This is a genomic window from Weissella cibaria (assembly GCF_004521965.1).
GTDB classification, from domain to species: Bacteria; Bacillota; Bacilli; order Lactobacillales; family Lactobacillaceae; genus Weissella; species Weissella cibaria_A.
Genome location: NZ_SDGK01000067.1, coordinates 1 through 1,617 on the forward strand (window position 1 = coordinate 1; position 1,617 = coordinate 1,617).

Here is a 1,617-nt window from a genome sequence, read left to right on the forward strand (position 1 = left end):
AGCGTTTTACAATGATCTGGCTAGCTCGTATGAGTAAAATTGATTGGTGGTTATAAGGTAATGAATCGTTTTGATAAGGCGATCCATTGAGGAAACGAGTAATGGCTCCTTTCGATTTGCTGTTGCTCGTTTCTTTTCGTATCTATCCCTAATGTGGTTTGGCTGCGCAGCTGAACTAATCATATTTACAACTGTCCAATAAAGGATCTTTCGGGCATGTGGGTTACCGTGTTGGTGATGTGCCGCTGTGCGACGTAATCACCAGATTGAATCTCCTTTTTTTGTGGTAGGTAATGGCAATTTGTTTTGTTGTAAACGAATAAGCCTCCTGCTGCACGCATGACAGTTTGCGTTGATACGTTGTCGTTAAGGCCCTGAGAGCCAACGGCAAGCCAATGATGATTCACAGCGACAAAGGAAGTCAATACACCTCTAGCCTGTTCGAAGGAACGCTACGAAGTGCAGGAATAAAGCATGCGTACTCGCGTAAGGGTCATCCATACGACAACGCGCGTATAGAGAGCTTCCATTCGCTCATTAAGCGAGAGCTGACTTACCACGAAGAATACAGGACCATTGATGATGTCAGGTTGTCTGTCGAGTGGTAAGTGAACTGGTATAATGAAAGTCGTATCTACTTACGCACTGATTGGCTCCAAGTCTCCTAGACCAATGTCTGCTTTACTTAATCTCAGTTATCGGCACTAGCCGGTACGACGCCGTTTATAAGCCGTCACTTGTGAATTTCAAAAATTCGCCTTGTGACGGCTTATTTGTTGCACGATACAACTTGTGAAATCCGACCGGTTTAAGCTGAAATCCGAGTTTTGAAAAATTTTCGGAGTCTGGCACCTCTCGGAGCCGAAAAAAACTGTCCATAATATTGACATCTGCGCCGGTTGCTAGGTAATACTTTTTTCGTCATAATTACAGGCGCTCCATTTTCTGAGTATTTCGTTTGTTGGTACTAACAAAATCTCATAAAAATAGTTCCTATAGTTTTCACCCAACGGGTGAAAGCGTAAAAACCGTTGAAACGGCATTAAATTACTGTTTCAGCGTTTTTTTGTTTGTCTTGATGAATAAATCCGGGATTAATAATTTGGGTTAAAGAATCATTTATTCGGAATTAAGAATTTTTTAAGAAATTACACATGTTTGTCTAAGAGCTTAGGTGTATAGTTTGCTTATGTTAAGTAATTATATTTTTTCAGGAGATTGGAGAGTAAAGCAATGGTAAACAAAAAAGGGATTTTTGCAACAGCTTTGTTTAGTTCAATTATTTTGTCACCCGTAGCATTTGCGTCTGATACAGCAAATTCTACGAATACAAATGACAGTAGTGAAGTACAAGTTGCAAATACTGATAATACGGTTTCTTTAGACAACACAAGTAATCAAGGTGTTTCAGAAGATTCAATTACGTCTCATGCTGATACACAAAGTAGTGCTTTGACACAAGCAGTGGGAGGTGCAGATACTTCGACAACATTGGCAGAGGCCACAAGTACTACAAGTGCAGATGATGTTAAGACTGCCGTTGCGCAAAACATCAAGAGTACGGTTGATGTACCAGCTAGTTACCTTGAAAATGCAAACTATCCTGGACCATTTACG

General features: G+C 40.6%; 2 protein-coding genes. Both read left to right on the forward strand.

All coding sequences use genetic code 11. The features are described from left to right. Window positions 1-398: 398 nt before the first annotated feature. On the forward strand, window positions 399-608 hold the full coding sequence (locus EST42_RS11600; protein WP_425335783.1) for an integrase core domain-containing protein: 210 nt from the start codon (window positions 399-401) through the stop codon (window positions 606-608). Window positions 609-1,233: 625 nt separating this feature from the next. Next, on the forward strand, window positions 1,234-1,617 hold a 384-nt coding region (locus EST42_RS08185; protein ID WP_245150440.1), incomplete at its 3' end, for an SSURE domain-containing protein.